This is a genomic window from Bifidobacterium apri, from assembly GCF_009299485.1.
In the GTDB taxonomy this organism is placed as follows: domain Bacteria; phylum Actinomycetota; class Actinomycetes; order Actinomycetales; family Bifidobacteriaceae; genus Bifidobacterium; species Bifidobacterium apri.
The window spans coordinates 1-18,255 of the sequence record NZ_WBSO01000010.1; the positions used below are offsets into that span (position 1 = coordinate 1).

Consider the following 18,255-nt stretch of genomic DNA (forward strand, 5'->3'; position numbering starts at 1 on the left):
GGATGTCGCCCGGTGTGGTGGTGGTTGTCGGGGGTTTGCTTTGTCGTGTATGTCGTGGCATGCGCAGACAGCTGGATGTCGTTGGTCTGTTGTGGTTTTCGTCGTGTTCTGTCCTGTTGCGTATGTCGGGACATGCGCAAGCCGTCAGGTCTCTGTCAGGTTCCCGGTGTTGTCGTTTGCTGCTGTGGTCGTGGGTGTCGTTCCGTCCCGTTGTGTATGTCTGAGCATGCGTAGCCTGTGTGGTGTCGCCCGGTGTGGTGGTGGTTGTTGGCGGTTTGTCCCGTTGTGTATGTCTAGACATGCGCAGCTTGTGGGATGTCGCCCGGTGTGGTGGTGGTTGTCGGGGGTTTGCTTTGTCGTGTATGTCGTGGCATGCGCAGACAGCTGGATGTCGTTGGTCTGTTGTGGTTTTCGTCGTGTTCTGTCCTGTTGCGTATGTCTGGGCATGCGCAACTTGTCGGATGTTGCCCGGTGTGGTGGTGGTTGTCGGGGGTTTGCTTTGTCGTGTATGTCGGAGCATGCGTGAGCTGCCGGTTGTGGCATGACGATGATGGTTTTCGCTGTGCTCTGTCCCGTCGCGTATGTCGTGGCATACACAACGGGACAGATACCCCTCTGCTACCCCCTCTGCTCACTCCCCGGTCGCAGCACGTTGCTCGAGGAACTCCTCACCTGCCAAGGATCGGACTGCGGCATCCCGAATCGTGGACGCGAAGACACCAGGCTTGGCGAACACCATGATCTCGCCCTCCACCCCGTATGGTGAGAAGCCAGTGAACTTGACCAGCGGCGGATTCCCGTCCGCGGCATACTCTGCGGTCGCCTTGCCGACCGCGGCGATCATCCGCATGGAGGCGGCGTCGAGGTCGGTCCCGGATTTCAGCGTGAACGGCACGGTAACGCAGCCTTCGCTCGCTTCGGTCACCCGTTCCAACGACGACGTGTTCAGCACGGAATTCGGAATGACGATTTCGTCGCCGCTGCGGGCTTTGACGACCGTGTGACGCCACGTGATGTCCTTGACTACGCCCGTCGTGCCCGCTACGGTGACCAGATCGCCGGGCTGGATCACTTTGCCCAGCATCAGCCCGAATCCGCCGATGACGTTCGCGATGGTGTCCTTCATGCCGAGGGAGATGGCAACGCCTCCAACGCCAAGTGCGGTGATGAGTGTGGTCGGATTGATGCCGAACACCGGTTGCAGCACGATGGTCACGGCGAGAACCCAGATCAGTACGCGCGCCAGGTTGATGAAGATCGAGGCGCTCGGCACTTGCGAGCGATCAAGCAGTTTGCGCAGCCCTCGGCTGACGAGTTTTGAGACGATGATGGCGACGACGATTACTGTAGCCAGCCAGATGAGTTTGCCCGCGTTGGTGCTCAGCCACGCGACGATATATTCGACAATATTCATATTCCCTCGATTCCTGCGCTGCCAGCGTGGATGCCGATGCAGTGCCGATCCGGCAGGCCAGATTCGTTCCAGATTCGTCCCGCTTCGTTCCCGTTCCAGTATCTTGTATCTTGCGCCATCGCGCCGCAACTGTGCGCCGATCTGCGGGCGATTCGCACAGAATTAACGAATTGCGGCGTTCAAGCCCTGTCGATGATGGCTCAGGGATGACACCCGGAATATCAGGCCATGCAGTGTCGCGTGTCGGTCACGAACGGCGCGCTCGCCGGCGTTCCAGGCCGTACCGATGACGGCATTTCACGCATTTGGAGTACTGACTGAAAGCGTGCATTTTGCGTATCTGTAGTACTTCACCGACCGCATGTCGCTTTGGAGGGTTCGTTCGTGTCCGAAGCCGCGAGTACAGCCCGCGGAAGTCAACGATGCTACTTCGGAAATCGGTGGTTGGCGCACACGGATACGCGAGATAGGCTTCTGCAGGTACTACAGATATCGCAGATGGCTTCAATCCATGTTTCAACGGGTTGCCGTCAGGCGCGCGGATCGAGAAGAATGGCTGTATTGCCGCCGGCGGATTCGTCGGCTGATGTTCGTGCGCCTGTGTTGCGCAATCGCCGCCATGCCCTGTCCTGATATCGCATGGCTCTCGATTACGATGGTGGTATGGGCAACATCGTCGATTATGTGCGCACTGATTTTCGTACGTTCGCCGAGCATCCGTTCTCCGCGGTTGATTCTTTGGTGCTCAGCGAGCTGTCGTATATCCGCTTGCCGTTGGTGGTTCCGGTGTTTGGGGCGGCGCGTTCGATTGATACGATGCCGGTGAGTGGATTGCTGCGCGCTGAGGATTTCCCCGCGATGTTCGCCGCCGACTCCCAGCAAGTGAACAGCACTCGTCTTGATCTACTGGTTGCCGTCGCTGAGAGCCCGAGGTTCCGCGGCATGCGTGTGGGGGAGTATGTTCAGCGTGATGACGCCGACCGTGAACAGCAGTTCGCCGCGATGACTTTCGATTTGGTGGATTGCACTGGAATCCGTGAAAGCTTCGGTGCCGGCGGTCTGCTGTATGTCGCTTTCCGCGGCACTGACGGCACGTTGCTCGGCTGGAAAGAAGATTTCAATATGGCGTTCCGCTGCCCGGTGCCGTCGCAGGAGTCGGCCGCCCGGTATCTTTCCTCGATTCTTGACCGTTCGGCGGGTGTGCCTGGTGGCGAAGCCCCCGCCGTGATGGTGGGAGGCCATTCAAAAGGCGGGAATATGGCGGTGTATGCGGCGGTTCGCATGGCGGCGCGTGATTTGGATGCGATGCAGTGGCTTGCTGATGAATCCGGCGAATCGCAGTTGCCAATGATTGAGGCAACGTCAACAGACGGCCGGCTGTCCGGTAGGAAGCGTTCGTCCGGACAGGTGTCGCATATCGATGACGACGGCCAAGATGGTCGAAACGATCGAGTTCACCGCGGCGACCGCGGCAACAACGGCAGCGGCAACAACATCGGCAGCGGCAACAACGGTCGCAACGACCGCAACGACCGAGGCGACGAACACAGCCGGTATGCGGCGCGTATTCGCCGGGTGTTCTCCCATGACGGCCCGGGATTCCCCAAGCGGCTTGAATCAGCAGCATTCGAGGCGATGGCTGCGCGTGTCGACAAGACGGTCCCGCAGTCATCGGTTGTCGGCATGTTGATGGATGACGGCTTGCCCCACCGGGTCATCGAGGCGGATGCTGTCGGTATTATGCAGCATTTGGGCATGTCTTGGCAGGTGGAGGATGGCGAGTTTGTCATGGCGCCCGGGTTGTCTGCGACCGCGACATTCGCCGGCAGCACGGTGAATGCGTGGATGTTGGGAATCGATCCGATCGACCGCCGTAAGGTGATCGACGAGTTGTACGCGATTTTTTCTGCTCCGGGGTACCGCAGTTTCGGTGAACTTGCGGAGCATTGGACGACGGCGCTTCCGGCGGTGATTGAGGCTGCCCGTCATACGGACCGTGAGACGCGGCGACTGGTTGCCGGTGTGTTGGCTGCGCTTCCGGCGACGGCTTGGCGCAATCTGCCGCAGGTACCGCAACTGGTGATTGATTCGCTGCGCTGATAGGCGGTTGGACCCGTGATTCGGCGACCAGACTGGCCTGAGGGGACGATTAGCCGCTGATGGTTCTTTGCCCCGGATGGTTTTCGCCGGGGCTCTGTGACGGATTGACCGCAGACTGGCGGATTGGCCGCCGACTATTGGATCCGCGGGGCGGCGGACGGGTTGAACACGCGCTTCCAGTAGCCGAGCATGTCTGTTTTCGACAGGCTCAGATACATGCTCATCGCCAGAGCGGCGGTGTCGTCGCTGAGCAGATCCTCCGGTTTGATGTGATCCGAGAGTTCAGGCCAACGTCGCAGGACTGCAAACATGCCGCCGATGGCGAAGTCAAGCATGAGATCTGTTTTCAGGTCGAGCTGCTGTGGATTGATTTGCAGGATGCTCATGAGGTTGAGCCGGGAGAAGTCCCGCAGGGATGCGATCAGCGCTGCTGAACCGTGGGGACCAGTGAGCAGGGACAGCCGGTCGAGCCGTTCGCGTTGTTCGGGCGATTGCAACGTATTGGCGACGTTCACGCGCCACGCTGTTTCCGCGTCGGTGTCGGATTGGGGCAGCAAGACGGGTGTGTTTTCCACCATGTGCAGGATTGCGGCATCGGCGAGTTCGGGCAGGCTGCTGAAATGGTAGTAGAAGGAGTTGCGGTTGACGGCGGCTTCGCGCACGATGTCGGTCACGGTGATTTTCCGGTATTCGCGTGATGCGAGGAGATCCCAGAACGCATTCTCCATGCGTTCCTTGGCTGGGAGGATTTCCGAGTCTCGGCGTGGCCTTGCCATACGTGCCTGCTCCTTTTCTTGGGATCGTGGCGTCCGCTGCACGTCACAGTGTCACTATTGTCGCATCATTGATTGACGTTGCGGCTGACGGGTGCAGGCGTTGCGGTGGTACTGTGCTCCGGCCTATGCATAGTTCAGCTGAGAACGTATGCAATACCTGCTGGTTTCTGTGTCATTCGTCAATCGTTCTACCTGAATGCGTGTCAGAGATGTTTGCGCAACCAATCGTTGACATTCGGTCTATCCTGTAATTGAAACGTCCAACTTCGTGATAGACTCAGATTTATATAGATACGCAACGGGGGATCCATAACACACAGGTTCACTCGCGGGGCGCAATCGTTCGCATGGCGGCAGCCGGTGTGCGGGCGAGATAGAGGAGAAGAGCTATGGTCGCAATGCATAGTGATCGTGTATCCATCCACTCCGTGTGGAGGACAGCAGTGGCGGCATTAGTCGCCTTGGCCACTCTGTTCGCCTGCGCCGTCGTATCGGCGCCGCAAGCATATGCGGAGCAGCGTGACTTGTCGCAATACATCGACAAAGGCAGCACCGTGGTTTCGGTGAGCAAAGACAACGGCCAGACATGGACGCCCTACACGGAGGGCATGTCGGTCAGCTACAACGATAAAATCAGGGTCTCCCTGCACTGGAAGTTCCCGAACACCATTAGGGTTAAGTCAGGTGACACCTTCACCTACAAGCTTCCGCATGGTCTCAAGCTCAATGAAGGTAAGAAGTACGACCTGTACAACAACGGTGCCGTAGACGGTAACTTCGTCATCAACGGCGACACACTTACGGTGACGTATACCAAAGACGAGGGGCAGGACGTCACCGGTTTCGCCACGGTTGACGCGAACATCGACCAATCTGCGGATCCCGATGGCACTGGCGGCAAGAAGAGTTTTGAATTCCCGGGGTATGGGACGCTGGTATTCAACCTGCCATCGACGGCCAGTGTCTCCGCATCGAAATCCAATGCGAAAACGGTTCCGGGCAATCCGGATAAGTTCGACTTCATTGTCACGGTCACATCAAACGGCAAAACCAGCGGTGTGACCCTTGATGATTCAATGGGCGAACTGCTCACCATTGACGAGACGACACCGGTTATGGTGTATACGGATGCGAACTGCACGCAGCCATATACAGGAAAAGTCACGGTGACTGGGAACACCGCGGGTAGCCGGGCGTTCACCACGGTCATTGACAGCATGGACACCAAGCAGACGCTGTACGTCAAATACCGCGTGAACGCCGACCGCGACAGCATCTACAGCTCGACGACTTCCGACCGCAACGATTCCGCCGGCAGACGCACCAACACCGTCTCCTACACATGGAATGGAAATACCAACAAGCAGACGACCTCGAACAGAATCGACATCAACAACACGTGGAGCGTCGACAAGACGGGAAACTATGACAAGTCGTCGAAGACTATCACATGGACGGCCGTGTTGCGGCCGGGCGACTCCGGCGACATTTCCGGCGCGAAACTCAAGGACGTCTTGGGCAACGGGCTTGAAGCCCCGACCGGCGACGTCACCATGGACTACTACGACGAGGAGTGGTGGAATAATCCGAATCAGCTTAAGGGGTCGATAAGCATCCCGTGGAGCCAAGTCGCCAGCGGAAGCTATGCCGTGCCGTCCAGCGTTGCTGGGCACAAACGGTACGTGCTTACGTACAGCACCAAGGTCGATAACCCGCCGTCGGACGACCAAGACGCGAAGACGTACAACAACACCTTCACCATCACACCCGCGAAACCCGCCAATGTGCCGGGACAATCCGCCACGGGGAACGTCCCCATCGGCAATACGCAGCCAAAGGCGAAGGTTTCCAAGAAGTTCGTAAGTGCTGCCGCGCAGGATGGCCGGACCAAGCTCACATGGGAAACCACGGTCACCGCCAATCGCGACCTGGTCAACCCGCGGTTCGTCGATGTCATTTCGGCTGAATCGAGCACCGGATCGCACAGCTTCGATTGCGCGAATATCACCACCGCGTTCAACATCTCCATGCAAGGCGCCGGCGCCGCTCCGCAATACAAGGTGTCCAGCTGTGAATCGGGCAAAGTCGTGTTGGACTTCGGGTCGACCATTCCGAAGGGCGCTGTTATGACCATCGAATACTCCACCTATGTGAGCCCAGACACACCTGCAGGCACAAAGGAGACGAACACAGCGACCTTCGCGGGAATCAGCGCCAGCGCCAACTACACCATCCCGAAGAAGGAACAGCCGACGCTGAGCAAGGCGTTCGTGTATTATCCCGACAGCAATCCTTCTGCCGGCAGGCTTCCATGGAGTCTTGAAGTCAGCAATATCGATGCCAGCGCGAAGAAGGTTACCATCACTGATACGCTCCCGCAGGGCTTGAAATACGTTCCCAATTCGGTGAAACTGTCGAACTGTACCGGTCAGGGCAGTGACCTGCAACAGTGCGTGGCAGAGAACATCGACGTAGCGACCAGCGGCAACACCTTGGTGTTCACGCTGAAGAACCCTGCCATCGCATCTGGCGGCAACGGGGTGACGATCACATACACCACCACGTACAGCGATTTCGCAGCTGCCGCCCAGCAGTACACCCAGTACGTCAACAGCGCGTATCTGACGGTCGATGGCACCCAGTATGCGCCGGTGCCCGCCTATGGCGGGGGGCAGCTTACATCGCTGGTATCGAAGAATGTGAACTACAGCGAAGACACCGCTCCATACGCCAACTACACCATCGACGTCAACCCGGCTGCCATTCCACTCAACGACGGCAACAAGCTCACCCTTACGGATACCATTTCGGACAGTCTTGCCCTCAATGCCACTTCGGTGAAGATTGTCAGCGAATCCGGCTCGGAACTGCCCGGTGCGAGCTACACGTACAATCCGACGACCCGTTTGCTGACCGTCACCGTACCTGATTCCACCCACGCCAAGGTCACGTATGCAGCCCGCGTGCTGCTCAAGCCCGGCAGCCAGATGAGTATCAACAACACAGTGGTGTTGAAAGGGTACAGCGACAGCGGCTGGGAAAGCGCTACAACCCTCAAAGGCTCGGTATACGAAGCCAAGGGCGGCACCACATCCGACCGGTTCACGCTGAGCATCTACAAGTATGCCGACGGCGATGCGAGTCATGCGCTCCCGGACGCGGAATTCGGCATCTACCAGCTCGAAGTCAGCAACGGCAAAGCCACGAAACAGACGCTGGTCGATACGGAAACCACCGACAAGAACGGTACTGTCGCCTACGGCGCATTGCTGCCGAACACGGTGTACAAGATCAGTGAGACCAAAGCGCCGAGCGGCTACCAGACCGCTGAGCCACTGTATATTGTCTTCCCCGACACCGCTGCAGACATCAGCACGTATGAGAACCAGACCGTGGACGGTCACAAGCTGATTGTCGCTTCGACCTCTGACGGCGTGACCTTGCAAACCTACTCGTGGGATTGCGCCGACAAGGAAACGCCCCGGTCCTATCCTGTGACCGTCAGCAAAGTCGACGCGACCGATGAAAAGACGAAGCTCAAGGGTGCCCAATTGCAGCTGATTCGTATGAACAACGGCGCCGAAGGAACCATCGAGGCTGAATGGACCACTGACGGTGTCCACGACCATCAGGTGACGCTCTCCTCCTCCGGCGAATACCGGCTTAAGGAAGTCAGCGCGCCGCAAGGCTACGAAGTGGCGGCCCCGATTGATTTCACCGTCAATTCAGATGGCACCATCGTGCGCAACGGCCAGTCGGTCAGCGCGATTGTCATGACAGATAGCCCGAAGACCACATCGGTGAAGGCGACCAAGGTCTGGAATGACGCCAATAACCAAGACGGCAAGCGTACCGACGCGAGCTTCAGCCTGTACCGCCAAGTCGCCGGTGAAACGGAACAGAAAATCAGCGGCAAAGACAAGACCATAGCGTCCAACGCCACCGGAGATGGACTGACCGTTCAGTGGACAGGTCTGCCGCAATATGAGAACGGCAAACCCATCACCTATTCCGTCAAGGAAAACACCGCAAACACGAACGGGTACAAGACGACCGTCAGTGGCAACGCATCCAGCGGATACACGTTCACCAACACATACACGCCGCAGACCACTGCGATCAGTGTGCGCAAGGTTTGGGACGACGCAGACAACCAAGACGGCATCCGGCCGAACAACGTCCATGTGGAACTGTACGCGGACGGAGTAGCCACCGGACGCACGGCCGCCATCACCGGAGCGAACAACTGGACAGTCACCTTCGCAGACTTGCCTGTCTATGCTTCGGGCAAGGCGATTGCGTACAGCGTGCGCGAACAAGCGGTCAACGGGTACACCGCACAGGTGTCGGGAACCGCGGCGGACGGGTATACCATCACGAACACCCACAAGCCCCAGACCGTCACCATCCAAGGATCCAAGACGTGGAACGACGACAACAACCTGACCGGCAACAGGCCGAAATCCATCACCATCGACCTGTACGCCAATGGGAAGAAAGTCGATTCCCGCATCGCCACCGCCAGCGGCTCATGGCGTTGGGACTTCGGCGATCAGCCTGCATATAGCGCGGGCGCAAAAATCGCCTATACCATCGTCGAAGAACCGGTGACCGGCTACAGTGCGCAAGTCGACGGATACAACGTCACCAACACGGTGACCAAGCATGAAGTCAAGCTTCTGAAAACCGACGAATCCGGTACGCCTGTCGCCGGGGCCGTCATGCATGTCGCGACAACGTCGGGCACCCAAGTCGGCGCAAGCTGGACCAGCGGCACGCAAGCCACATCCATGCAACTGGCAGCAGGCGACTACCAGCTCGTCGAGGAAGCGGCACCTGCCGGGTATCAGCCCGCTTCAAGCCCCGTCGCATTCACCGTCAGCACGAACGGTACCGTCACGGTGAACGGCGCCAAGGCGGATGCGGCTACCGTGACGATGGCGGACAAGCTGGACACCATCGATATCACCGGCATCAAACAGTGGAACGACAACAATAACCACGACGGATTGCGCCCGGACAACGTCACCATCAGCCTGCTCGCCAACGGACAGCCGGTGACGGACGCAACCGGCAAGCAACGCTCCACGACGGTCACCGCCGAGGACGGTTGGCAGTTCAACTTCAAGAACCTTCCGCGAGTCGATGCGAGCGGCAAAGCCATCGCCTACAGCGTCAAGGAACAGCCGGTTGCCGGATACACTTCCGCAGTCAGCGGCGATGCCACCAGCGGATTCACCGTCACCAACACGCATGACAACGAAACCGTAGAGATCAATGGCATCAAACAGTGGAAGAACGACACCGAAGCCACCAGACCGCAAAGTGTCACGCTGCAGTTGTACGCGGACGGTTCGCCAGTGCTGGGCGCTGACGGCAATCCGCTCACCGCAACCGCCAGCGCAAGCAATGGCTGGACATATGCGTTCACCGGATTGCCCAAATACAACAAGGGCGTCGTGGTGAACTACACGGTCGTGGAAACCTCCTCGACAAACGACTACATCGCCGAGATCGGTAACGCTGACAACAACTATGCGGTGACGAACACATATGTGCCAGGAAAGCGTTCACTCACCGTCATCAAGCAGTGGATTGACGCTGCAGGGACTGGGAGCAGCACGAACCGTCGGGCATCGATCAGCGTGCAGCTGTATGCCGACGGCAATCCTGCTGGATCCCCTGTGAAACTGAACGCTGACAACGGCTGGACGTACACGTGGACCGATCTCGATGCGAAGAAGGCAGGCGCCGACATTGCGTACACGGTCAAGGAGACAGCCGTGCCTGAAGGATATACCGCGTCCTCCTCGACCTCCGGTGACGGCAACGTCATTACGCTGACCAACACCGCACGCCGGTATCCGGTCACCATCGTGAAAACCGATGGGGATGCGCCGCTTGCCGGGGCCAAACTGCAGATCACTGACGTCAATGGCGTTCCGGTGGAAGGCAGCTTCACCAGCAACGGATCGTCCACCATACATAACCTGTATCCGGGCGATTACCTGCTGACGGAACTGCAAGCACCTGAAGGCTACCAGATCGCCGATGCGATCGCCTTCAACATCGCAGCGGGCGGCAAAGTCACGTTCACCGGCAAGGACGGCAGCAAGAAGTCCGCCGAGAACAGCACTCTGACCATGGCCGACAAGTCCCAGACCACCAACATCAGCGGTACGAAGGTCTGGAACGACAACGCTGACCAAGCAGGAAAGCGCCCATCTGCCATCACGGTTGATCTGCTTGCCAACGGGAAGGCAGTCACCAAGAACGGCAAGCCCGTCACGGCGAACGCCAGCGCCGAAACCGGCTGGGCCTTCAGCTTCGACGGCCTGCCCGTCATGGACAACGGCTCGGCTGTCACCTACACCGTCAAGGAAGAGCCCGTCGACGGATATACGGCTGCCATCAGCGGTGATGCGACGAACGGTTTCACCATCACCAACACCATTGACCGGCACACCGTCAAACTCGCCAAAATCGACGAAAACGGGACCGCTCTGCCGGGTGCGAGCATGCGCTTGACAGACCCGAACGGTGTCGATGTCGTAGAACCGTGGATTTCCGGTGGACAGCCTTACGAAACCGAGCTGCCCGACGGATCCTATGTACTCACTGAGACGCAGGCGCCGGCACACTACGACATCGCAGCCGCAATCCCGTTCAAGGTCAGCGGCGGCAAGGTGATCATCGGCGGCGAGCAGCAGGACCAGGCGACGGTTACGATGCGTGACGCACGCAGCCGTTTCCAAGTCAACATTGACAAAGTCAACGTGGCGGGCACGCGCGTGGAAGGCGCCGTCCTTGAAGTGACCACCGCGGGCGGCACAACCACGCTGGCTCAGTGGACCACGGACGGCGAAAACGCGCACGCGCTCAGCCTCGAGCCCGGCTCGTATCGGCTTGTGGAAGCCCAGGCTCCGGCTTCAGGTATGTATGCAGCCATCGACCCGATCGACTTCACCGTAGGCGATGACGGTACCCTGACTGTGACCGATGGGGAGGGCGCCCGCACGCTTGGCGGCAACACCATCACCGCGGTTGATACATACGCCAGCCATACAGTGAAGGTCTCCAAGAAGAGCCTGACCGAGGGCATCGGTGAAATCGCCGGAGCACAGCTGGAAATCAGCGGTGTGAATCTTGACGGTGAATCCGTCGAAGATCAGTGGACTTCCGAGCAAGGCAAAGATCATTCGACCGAACTCAAGCCGGGAAGCTACACGCTTCGGGAAACCGCAGCCCCCGCCGGGTATACGACCGCCGCACCGATTGATTTCACCATCACGCCGGGCGGTGCGCTGGAAATCGGTGGTGAACGTCAATACGGTCGAACGCTTGACATGATCGACGAGCCGGCAACCACGCCGGTCACCTTGAGCAAGGTCGGCAGCGATAACGTGTCGCGCGAACTCGCCGGCGCAAGCTTGAAGATCACCGGCACCACCTTTGAAGGCGTCTCGTACCGTCATACGTGGACGTCCAAGGCGGATGGGCCGCTCGTGCTTCAGCTGCCCAATGGCACCTACACGATGAGCGAAACCAGTGCGCCGGATGGTTACGAAGCCGCCGATCCCATCGATTTCACTGTGACAGACGGTGTCCTCACCATCAACGGTCAGACAGTGGCCGACGATACTGTCCGTATGCAGGACAAGGCGGTCGCAAAGACCGCGGTGACGGCAGTCAAACAATGGTCCGATGGCAATGATCGAGACGGCAAGCGTGCCACGAGCGTCAAGATGGTGCTCAAGGCGAACGGCAAAACCGCCACGACGGCCAATGGCCTGGTTTCGGATGCTGACAGCATTCGCACCTTGAGCGCAGCGAACAACTGGTCGACCACATGGTCCGGCCTCACGCAAGCCGATGACAAGGGCAAGACCATCCGGTACACCGTCGAGGAAATCACCTTCGACAGCGCCAACTACCATGAGAGCACACACCGTGTGCCGCAAACGGATGGCGTACGGATCTACGTGACCAACATCCACCAGCCTGACACCATCGCCATCAGCGGCACGAAAGTCTGGGACGACAACGATAACGCGGACGGCGTGCGCCCGGATCATATCGATGTCGTGCTGTACGGCAACGGCTCGCCGATGGTGACCACGGACATTACTCCGGACGCTGACGGAACGTGGAAGTGGACCTTCGAAGGCATGCCGAAGAACGACAGCAACGGCAAGCCGATTGTCTACACCATGGCGGAAAAGCCTGTTGACGGATACACGTCTTCCGTGATCGGCGATGCCGAGCACGGGTTCACGATTACGAATACGCGCTCGCAGAGCACTACCGACATCACCGTGAACAAGGTGTGGAACGACGATGACGATACCGCCCAGTTGCGGCCGGATGCCATCCGTGTACAGCTGTATGCCAATGGTCGGCAGGTCGGTCGTTCTGTTCGTCTCACCGCGAAGGACGGCTGGGTTCACACGTGGAACGCGCTGCCGGTGAACGTAGACGGTCAACCGGTCACATACACCGTGAAGGAACTGGGCAGCGTGGAAGGATACGCCAAGCCAGCCGTCACAGGGAATGCGACTGACGGGTTCACCATCACCAACACCATCGAACGGCATACCGTGAAACTGAATAAGGCCGATGCGCTTGACAATAGTGTTCGCCTCGACGGTGCCACCCTTGCCGTCACCACGATGGACGGGAAGACGGTCAAGGACGCCGACGGCAGTGACCTGACATGGGTCACCGACGCTGACAAGCCTCGCGTGGCATCCCTGGCCCCAGGCGACTACCTGCTGCATGAGGTCGCGGCGCCGAAGGGCTACCAGTTGACCGGCGACGTGTACTTCCAGGTGAAGGATGACGGAGCCATCGATGCGGCGACCGCGGCATCAGACGGCGTCGTGCTGATCAGCGATCTGAAATCGACCGTACCGCCGGTTATTCCTCCGGTGACGCCGCCAATCACTCCGCCGGTGACGCCACCGACGACCCCGCCGACGACCCCGCCGACGACTACGACCACACAGCGGCAGCAGCCGCGACTTGCACAGACCGGTGTTGCAATCCTGCTGAGCGCGGCATCAGCGGTCCTGTTGGCTGCGTGCGGAGTCATGCTCATGATGCTGCGCCGTCGCCATGAAGGCATCTCACCGAAGCACGATGACGCGCAAACTTCGAGGAGGCAAGCATGAACGCCTACGGACAATCACCACGACACGGCAATGTGTCAACGCTCCGGCGTCTATGGATGCGCCAGTGGCGTACAGTGACGAGGGGAGCGGTCGCTGTGGCAGCGTGCGCTGCGTTGACGGCGGTCGGTCTGGTGGGACAACCCACCATTGCCGCAGCTAACGCATCCGCGGCACCGAAAACCGCCCCGCAAAGCGATGTCACCGTTGTCGCGTTCCAGCAATCCTGGAACACCATTGCCAAGGAATGCACGGAAACCTACGGTCCTGAAGGCGTGGGGTACATCCAGGTCTCCCCGCCTGAAGAGTCCATCCAAGGCACCCAGTGGTGGACTGCATACCAGCCGGTCAGTTATCGGATCGATTCCAAATTCGGAACCGAAGCCGAATTCAAGTCGATGATTCAGCAGTGCAACGCGGTCGGTGTCAGCATCGTCGCCGATGCGGTGATCAACCATACGACCGGTGCTGATGTCGCCTTGGTCAACGACCAGCAGGGCGTGGCCGGATCCGCCTACAACGGCAGCTACGGACGCTACCCCGCCATGGGTGATGGTGTGTACCGGTACAAGGAAAACGGCAATGGCCACCAATACGGTCTGACCACCGACGATTTCCATGACTGCACCGACAACATCGTCGATTACACGAACGCCGACCAAGTGCGCAACTGCCGTTTGTCCACCATGTGGGATCTCAATACCGGTTCGGCACATGTCCAGGACATCGAGGCGGACTACCTCGCCAGACTCTGGAAAGACGGCGTGCGCGCATACCGTATCGATTCCGCCAAGCATATCGATCCCGCTGATCTGGCGGCGATCAAGGCGAAGCTGGCGGAGAAGATCGGCGTCGCAGCCGCGGATATCCCCTGGGTACAGGAAGTCATCTACCACGGAGGTGAAGCCGAGGCACTGAACCCGCGCAACTATCTGGGCAACGGCAAAGTCATCGAATTCAGCTACGCCTACCAGCTCAAGCAGGACTTCGCCAGCTCGGTGACCAAGCTCAAGAACATATCGAAAGGGCTTACGCCGTCCTCGAGCGCCAACGTGTTCGTCAGCAACTGGGATACCGAACGCTCTGACGAGACCCTCACCCCTGCTTCGGGTGCACGTTATGAGCTGGCGAACGCATTCCTGCTCGCCAACGACTACGGTTCACCGAAACTCATGTCCTCCTACTGGTACGGCAATGACACCGCGGTCGGGCCATCCGGCGCAACGGACACGACCGTGCCGGACGTCGATATGAATACCGCATGCAAGGCGGCCACAGGCAACGACTCTGACCGCTGGCAGGACGGCCAATGGTTGTGCCAGCAGCGCTGGACATCAGTGCGTGGCATGATCGGCTTCCACAACGCGGTCCAAGGCACGAGCGTGGCCAACTGGCAGAACGACGGCGACAACAATATCGGGTTCGCGCGCAGCTCGAACGGCCAAGACCAAGGCTTCTTCGCGATCAACAACACCCTGCAGGCGCATCATGTCAGCTACTCCACCAATCTGCCTGACGGCGAATACTGCAACGTATACGCTTCACGGGATTGCTCCGTGCGCGTCAGCGTGAAGGGCGGCAAGCTTGACACGACGATCGGCGCCCGCAGTGCAGTCGCCATTTACGCAGCTGCGACACCATCCACATGGGTGAGCAGCTCTACAGGCGCGACCGATGTCTCCGACCCTGATTATCAGGACACTGCGGATGGGTCGAAGGTCGCTGACCGTTCGCTCACCGTCTACTATCGTCCCGATCAGAGCTGGGGCAACGTCAATCTGTACTATTCGCTCGGCGGTTCCGACACCACGAAGACACTGGCTATGCGTCAGGTCTCCGGCCATGACGGCTGGTACAGCACGACCATCTCCGATGCCGGGCTACGTGGAGTATCCTTCCACTTCGGCAACGGATCTGGAGCCTATGACTGGCAGAACGGTAACGGTGCACAAGGAACATCCTACGAGGCGGAAGTCGGTGCGACCGTCATCGCCGTGCAAGGCCATCAGTCAAGTCTGGGCATGCCATTCGCCACGAACGGCGAAAACAAGACCCGGTTCACGTTGCACGTCTCTGCGGATATCAACGCGACCCACGCCGAAGTGTGGGGAACAGACAAGTCCGGCAAAACGCTGGCGAAGAAGAGCTATGCGTTCACCGGAACCGATTCCTTCGGTGATGTGCTCATCCATGAGTTCTCCGGTGATTATGCGGCGTTCAGCTTCCGTTTGACCGACGATTCGGGCGCCACTGTTATCGGCGGCGATTATTCCGCCGCGGCACTTGACCACGTCAGCGGCGTCGTCGAGGCGTGGGTGGATTCCAACAACCCGTCAACGGCGTTCACCAATTCGCCTGCGGCGCGTCAAGGAACCAGCATCCCGACAGCGAACGACCAGAAAAATCCTAAGAACCTGCATGTGGTCATCCACTACCAGCGAGCGGACGGGCAGTACCAGCAGTACAACCTGGACGATGACACGTGGCGAGGCTGGGACGTGTGGTCTTGGCAGTACAACTCTGCCGGCAGAGCTTACGCGTTCACCGACCACGACGATTTCGGCGAAATCGCGTCCTTCGACTTGAATTCTCCAAGCGGCGTGCGCAACGTCGAATTCCTGTTGCGCCAGGGCGGCAGCTCTTGGCTGGCCAAGGATCCGGACAACTCTCCGGATCGTGAGATTCCTGAATCCCTGCTGAGCGTTGCCGATAGTGAGAACGGCACGGCGGAATTCTGGGTCGTCAGCGGCGACCCGACCCTGTACGCCTACCGTCCGACCACTCATCTGGTCACCTTCGACGGCAACGGCGGAGAGCCGACGACCCGCGTATCGGTAGCGGACCGCGCGTCGCAGAAAACAACCGGCATCGCCGTGCCGTCAGCGCCCACCAGAACCGGCTACATGTTCAGCCAGTGGACTTGTGACAAGGACGGCAAGCAAGCCTATGACTTCGACACGCCGGTCACCGACGATATGACCTTGTACGCGCAGTGGGATCCCGCCTACACCGTCAGCTTCGACAATGACGGATACGATTACCAGCCGTATACCGTAGAGCAGGGTGACACCGCGACCGAACCGGCGCAGGATCCGACGCGCGACGGGTACGCCTTCAACGGTTGGTACGCCGACGCTGCACGAACCGTTCCGTTCGACTTCACCAAGCCGCTGACCTCGGATGTCACCCTGTACGCGGGTTGGAAGAGCACGAACCATACGGTCACCTTCGATTCGCAAGGCGGCAGTGCGGTCAACCCGCAGACCGTTGCGGACGGTAAGACGGCCACGGCGCCCGCCGAGCCGATCCGCAGTGGGTTCACATTCGGCGGATGGTCCACCGATCAGCAGGGGACGCAATCCTATACGTTTGCGGCTCCCGTTACCGGTGACCTCACCTTGTACGCCGTATGGGTGGACAATGCGAGCATGCCGCACAGCGTGACTTTCCACGCGAACGACGGTACCCAGAACACCAGTTGGATCAGAGTGTCCGCAGGCTCGACCGTGCAGGCGCCAAACCCGGCGCCAACCCGTCAAGGATATCGGTTCGCTTACTGGTCGCTGGATGCTGCAGGCACCCAACCATACGATTTCAACACCACGGTGACCACCGATCTCGACCTGTACGCACAGTGGGCCGGTATGCATACGGTGAGCTTCGACACGGGCACTGATACGGCCATCGACCCGCAACAGGTCTTGGACGGCACGACTGCCACTCGACCGGCCGATCCGGTACGTGAAGGGTACACGTTCACCGGTTGGTCAACCGACAAGACCGGAAAGACCATGTTCGACTTCAACAGCCCTGTCACTTCGGACGTGGCGCTGGTCGCACAGTGGGCGGCAAACCGGCAGACGGTGACGTATGATGCCCAAGGCGGTTCGGACGTGGCGTCCCAGCAGGTGGCATATGGCTCTCAGGCAGTTCGCCCCGGTGAACCGACACGCGACGGGTATGTGTTCGAAGGCTGGAGCACGCAGGCGGACGACCCCGATGGATCGCACATCTACGATTTCGATGCTCCGGTCACCGGCGATATCACCTTGTACGCGTTGTGGGCACCACAGGAGGCCTCGGGTTCCGCCAACAAGCTGGAAATCGTCATGCATGTCTACGATGGCGTGAGCTACCGCGAGCACGTGAAGCACGGACGCAAGGCGGTGAAACCGGTTGACCCGATTCGCTCCGGCTACACCTTCACCGGCTGGTCGACCGACAAGGCCGGCAAGAAGCTGTACGACTTCGCAACCCCGGTCAACGCGCCGCTGAGCTTGTACGCGCAGTGGTCGCAGAATCCGGGTTCCGATACCTCGACATCGCAAGGCAACGGCGACGATAAGACCGACGGTAACACTGGTGATTCTGGTACTGATACCAAGTCGGATACCGATTCCGATAACCAACAGGGCACTGGTACAGGATCAGGTTCTGCATCTACCGGCACCGGATCCGGCTCGACGGCCACCGTGTCTGACGGCAATACGCCGAGTGCGTCCGGTGTGACTGCCGGCGGTCCAGTGAATCTGAATCCGGCATCAGGGGCGAATGTGCCGAGCGCACGTCAACAGACGGGACCGGGATCGGCGGGCGGCAAGCTCGCCAAGACCGGCGCCGGTGTGACCGCCGTACTCGCCGCAGCGCTGGTATTCGCAGGACTCGGAACCGCGCTGCGCGCCGATACGGCGAAGCATCGTCGGCCTGCAGGCGGGCGGCACACACGTCACTGACCGGGAGACTCCGGTATCGCATTGCCGGAGGCTGCCGGACAGATGATGTGGTATGACGACAACCG

Annotated in this window: 5 protein-coding genes; 3 read left to right on the forward strand and 2 right to left on the reverse strand. The window is 59.5% G+C overall.

Annotation, left to right across the window (positions count from 1 at the left end; all coding sequences use genetic code 11):
• Positions 1 to 631 precede the first annotated feature (631 nt).
• Positions 632 to 1,414, reverse strand: coding sequence for a mechanosensitive ion channel family protein (locus tag DSM100238_RS06410; protein ID WP_152355863.1), 783 nt, complete (start codon positions 1,412 to 1,414; stop codon positions 632 to 634).
• Between the two features lie 663 nt (positions 1,415 to 2,077).
• Here DSM100238_RS06410 and DSM100238_RS06415 point away from each other — a divergent pair.
• Positions 2,078 to 3,514 (forward strand): Mbeg1-like protein, encoded by a 1,437-nt coding sequence (locus DSM100238_RS06415; RefSeq protein ID WP_152355864.1) that lies wholly within the window; start codon positions 2,078 to 2,080, stop codon positions 3,512 to 3,514.
• A gap of 134 nt (positions 3,515 to 3,648) precedes the next feature.
• Here the strand turns inward: DSM100238_RS06415 and DSM100238_RS06420 are convergent, their stop codons facing one another.
• Entirely contained in the window at positions 3,649 to 4,290 is a 642-nt protein-coding gene (locus DSM100238_RS06420) for a TetR/AcrR family transcriptional regulator (RefSeq protein ID WP_167511084.1), read from the reverse strand.
• A 443-nt stretch (positions 4,291 to 4,733) separates the two neighbouring features.
• Here DSM100238_RS06420 and DSM100238_RS06425 point away from each other — a divergent pair, with 443 nt between their 5' ends.
• Entirely contained in the window at positions 4,734 to 13,460 is an 8,727-nt protein-coding gene (locus tag DSM100238_RS06425; protein WP_167511085.1) for a Cna B-type domain-containing protein, read from the forward strand.
• Complete coding sequence (locus DSM100238_RS06430) at positions 13,457 to 18,190, forward strand: InlB B-repeat-containing protein (protein ID WP_152355866.1); 4,734 nt, start codon at positions 13,457 to 13,459, stop codon at positions 18,188 to 18,190. Before DSM100238_RS06425 ends, DSM100238_RS06430 begins: the two co-directional genes overlap by 4 nt.
• Positions 18,191 to 18,255: the final 65 nt, after the last annotated feature.